Annotated in this window: 3 protein-coding genes; 2 read left to right on the forward strand and 1 reads right to left on the reverse strand. The window is 73.2% G+C overall.

Features of this window, described 5'->3' with window-relative positions; genetic code table 11:
* Together ND747_RS20130 and ND747_RS20135 are read left to right on the forward strand one after the other, a co-directional pair.
* Window positions 1-484 (forward strand): helix-turn-helix domain-containing protein (locus tag ND747_RS20130; protein WP_251735398.1); only part of this gene is annotated, 484 nt, incomplete at its 5' end.
* Between the two features lie 199 nt (window positions 485-683).
* On the forward strand, window positions 684-1,544 hold the full coding sequence (locus ND747_RS20135) for an endonuclease/exonuclease/phosphatase family protein (protein WP_251735400.1): 861 nt from the start codon (window positions 684-686) through the stop codon (window positions 1,542-1,544).
* A 775-nt stretch (window positions 1,545-2,319) separates the two neighbouring features.
* On the opposite strand, the gene ND747_RS20140 is transcribed toward ND747_RS20135, so the two are convergent.
* Window positions 2,320-4,305, reverse strand: a 1,986-nt coding sequence (locus ND747_RS20140) for a 3'-5' exonuclease (protein ID WP_251735401.1), incomplete at its 5' end; no start/stop codon positions are given.

Raw genomic sequence — 4,305 nt, forward strand, 5'->3', positions numbered from 1 at the left:
GGCCCGCGCGGCCCGGGACGCCCGCGCCGCCGGCCGCCTCGCCATCGCCGCCACGGCCGACCCGCTGTTCACCGACGACTGTCTGAGCGCCCTGCTGCTCGCCCGCGACCCCGGCCTCATCACCGACCTCGCCACCCGTCTCCTCGCCCCCCTGGACGATCTCCCCAGCCGAACCCGCGAACGCCTTGCCGAAACCCTGCTGTACTGGCTTTCCCTCCGCGGCCAGCGCGGCCTGATCGCCGAGCACCTGCACATCCATCCGCAGACCGTCCGCTACCGCGTGAATCAGCTGCGCGACCTGTTCGGCCCCAGCCTCGAGGACCCCGACATCCGCTTCGACCTCGAACTGGTCCTGCGGGCCGGCGTCGCTGCCACTGCTGGCACCCCCAGGACTGCTGCCACGGCCGGCACCGACATCGCCGGGGCGCCCGTCCAGACCGTGGAGACCCCGAAGACCGTGGATCGCGTCGTCCTGGCCGGGTGACGGCCTCGCCACCCGAACACCACGACCCACGACCCACGACCCACGGTCCGCGGTCCGCGGTCCGCGGTCCGGCCGGGGTCCCGGTGCCGCGGGGTCATGCCCGCTCCTCGAACGGGATGCCGGCGTGTTCTTCTGGGGTCCCGGTGCCGCGGGGTCATGGCTGCGCCACTTTCGCCCACGGTCCGGTACGGTCGGCGGCGTGCGACTGGGCACCTTCAACGTGATGCACGGTCGGTCCCTCACCGACGGCGAGGTTCAGGCGGAGCGCTTCCTCGACGCCGTCGCCGGCCTCGACGCGGACGTGCTCGGCCTGCAGGAAGTCGACCGTGACCAGCCCCGTTCCGGTCAGCTCGACCTCGCCGCGCTGGCTGCGCAGGCCATGGGCGCAGGTGACGGCGACTGGTGTTTCGTCCCCACTGTCTTCGGCACCCCCGGCGAATCCTGGCGCCCGGCGGACATCGCGCGCCCTGGCGGGCAGCACATCGCGGGCGAACGGCCCGCCATCACCGGTAGCCACGAGGACGACGCTGGCGAGCCGGCGTATGGCATCGCGCTGATCAGCCGGTTGCCGGTGCAAGAGTGGCGGGTGATCGAACTCGGCCGGGCACCGGTGCGCTCACCGATCGCGCTACCCGGCGGCGGGCCGGGCAGCCGAGCACGCCTCATCCTCCTCGACGACGAGCCCCGCATCGCGATCGCGGCGATCCTCGACAGCGCGGACGGGCCGCTGACCGTGGTGACCACGCACCTGTCCTTCGTCCCGGGATGGAACGCATGGCAGCTGCGCCGGCTCACCCGCCGGCTGGCCGAGATGGACGGCCCGGTCGTCATCCTCGGCGATCTGAACCTGCCCGGCGCCCTGCCCGGCCTGCTCACCCGCTGGCACCGACTCGCCGCCTCGCCCACCTACCCGGCGCCCGCCCCCCAGGTGCAGCTCGACCACGTGCTGGCCCGCGGCCCGATCGGCGAGGTCCGCGCCGTGCACTGCCAGCGCACCCCCGTCTCCGATCACCGCGCCCTGCTCGTCGACCTCATCCCGTCCACGCCCCACACCCCCTGACCCGCCGTCCCCGGCCCACGACCCACGGCCAGCTACCCTGTTCCGTTCCGTAACCCATGGCACCCATCTCGATACCCCGCGCTCCCGGTCTCGGCCGGCACCCGCCTCGCTCTCCCCCGACCGCCCCGAAACCCCGGCCACGACGTGGGTCTGAACGTGGGTCTGAACGTGCTCCGGCGCGCCTCCTGCCACATACGTCGGCCGTGGCGACGCCGCGATCCGCGGGTCCGGCCCGACCCCCGACCGGTGGTCCTGGCCCGTCGAGACGCAGGCCCGCCATCACGTTCCACGCAGACATGCCGGAGAGTGACCATCCCGGGGGCCGGTGGACGTTCCACCAGCACACCCCCGCCCCCATCCACCCCCGACACCCACCAACCGGCACCCTCCGTGCCACCCACACCACTTCCTGCAACGAAACCGGCTCGGTCACGGATGACCGAAAGCCATGATCCGTTCCTGCCGAGGCTTGGTGAAGGATCTGCGGGCCGGAACCTTCACTCCGCCTCGGCAGGAATCCGTGACTTGGCGTACCGGTCGCCGGCCACGGCGGACACGGGACACGGGGACGGAGGCACGGGAGGCACGCAACGTCAAGATCGGGGGGTGTTCGACGAATTGGTCGGCGGCGGCGGCGGTTCGGCGGCGGCTCGGCGGCCTCGAAGGAGATCGTGTCTGCACAGGCCGGTGAAGCGGGCGGCGAGGGTGGTCGTGGTCGCCTTGGTCGCCGTCCAGATGTTCGAGGTCGGGGCGGCGGCAGGGGTGGTCGGGATGGTCACGGCCGGGGTAGGGGCGCGGTGAACGAGGTGGTCGGGGGAAGGGCGGATGGGGCCTCGGGGGTAGAGGTGGGGGTGGTGAGGAGGATGGTGAGGTCGGCTTCGGACAGGGGGCGGGGACGGACGAGCTCACCGGTGCGGACGTAGAGGAACGCGGCGTCGACGGCGTCCGGGGACACACCGCGCAGGCGTGCCCAGGCCAGGCGGTAGACGGCGAGCTGCAGGTCGTCAGCGGGTGACTGGCCGGTCTTCCAGTCGATCACTTCCCACCGACCGCCGCCGAGGGCGTAGACGGCGTCGATGCGGCCACGGACGACTCGTCCGGCCAGAGACAGTTCGAAGGCCTCCTCGATTGCGTACGGCCGCCGGGTGCCGTACGGGGTTCGTAGGAAGGCGTCCTTGAGATCGCGCAGATCGTCGTCGGTGAGCTCGGCGTCCTCGGCGCCGGGTAGGTCATCCGCGCCGATCAGGGCCCGGTGGTCGAACAGTTCCTCGACCCAGGCGTGGAACCGGCTGCCCCGGCGGGCGGCGGCGACCGGCTGGCGCGGTAGCGGGCGGACCAGCTCGCGGGCGAACGCAGCGGGGTCGGCATGCATCCGAACGATCTCGGATGCGGTCAGGTTCGCCGGTAGCGGCACGTCGAGCTGCGGCGCCCGCCTGGCACGTTCCTCGGCCAGCAGCAGCCGTGCCTCCCGGTCGAGCTCACTCAGCAGCGCCCGCTCTCCCGCAGTCAGTCCGGCCGGATCTCCGTCGAGCACGGATCCCGCCGCACCGCCGGCCACGCCGTCACCGCTCGCGATCTCGCCCAAGCCGGCAGCCTGGGCAGTGCCGTCGATCGAACCGGCGCCGCCGGACGGGGTGTCGGCACCGGACGGGGTGTCGGCACCGGACGGACGAGGGTGCAGGGTGGCGTCGAGGCGGGCGATGACCTCGCGGGCGGCCTCGAGGCGGCGGGCGTACGGCTCGGGGTCGTAGGGGACGGGCCAGGCGAACTCGGGTGGGGTGTCCAGGGCGGGGTTGGAACGTTCGGCCGGGCGTGGGGCCCAGACATCGACGCGTCCGCCGCCGGCATGAGCGTGCGCGGCGAGTTCCTCGAGGAAGACGGATGCGCCGCGCGGACGTTTCTGGCTGGGGCCCCACCAGTGGCCGCTGGCGAACAGCAGCGACTTCGCCCGGGTGACCGCCACGTAGGCAAGGCGGCGTTCCTCCCGTTCGGCGTAGGCACGGGCCTCGGTGGCGTACGCGTCGTGGTCTGACTTCTGGTCGGAGACGGTCACCGCCGGCAGGTCGTCGGCATCGCCGCGCAGCGGCACCGGGAGCACGCCGGTCGAGGTCGTCCACTGGTCGCGGACGGTGACGTCGGGGAAGACGCCGGCGCTCAGGTTCGGGACGGCGACGACCTCCCATTCCAGGCCCTTGGAGCGGTGCATCGTCATCAGGGCGACCGCGTCCGCACCGGAGGGACCGGTGACGTCCAGGCCGCGCTCGTGCTCCCGGGCGGCGCGCAGAAAGCCGAGGAACGCGTGCAGGGAGGTGGTCCCGTCGGGGTCGGTGAAGTCGGCGGCGATGTCGAGGAAGGCTGCGACGTTCTCCTCCCGGCGGGCGCGCACGGCGGCGTCGGTGGCGGTGAGCTCGACGTCCAGACCGATGGTGGCGATGACCCGGTGCAGCAGGTCGAGCAGGCCTTCGCCGAGATGCCCGCGCAACGCCGCGATCTCGGCGCCGAGACGAGCCACCCGGGCGGTGCCCTCGGCGGACATCTCCGGCCCGGGGTCGGCCAGCACGTCGGACAGTGCGACCACATCGGCCGGGTCGACGTCCGCAACCGCCGCCCGCAGCGCATCCTCCCTGGTCGGCAGGTCTGCCCCCGGTCCGCCTGCCACCGGCCCGCCCGCCACCGACGGACTCGGCGACTGTGACCCCGGCGACTGTGACCCCGGCGGCCGGTCGGTCGGCCGCGGGTCCGGCACCTGACGGTCGCCGGC

Origin of the sequence: Frankia sp. R82 (assembly GCF_023716925.1) — a bacterium.
Taxonomy (GTDB): Bacteria; Actinomycetota; Actinomycetes; order Frankiales; family Frankiaceae; genus Frankia.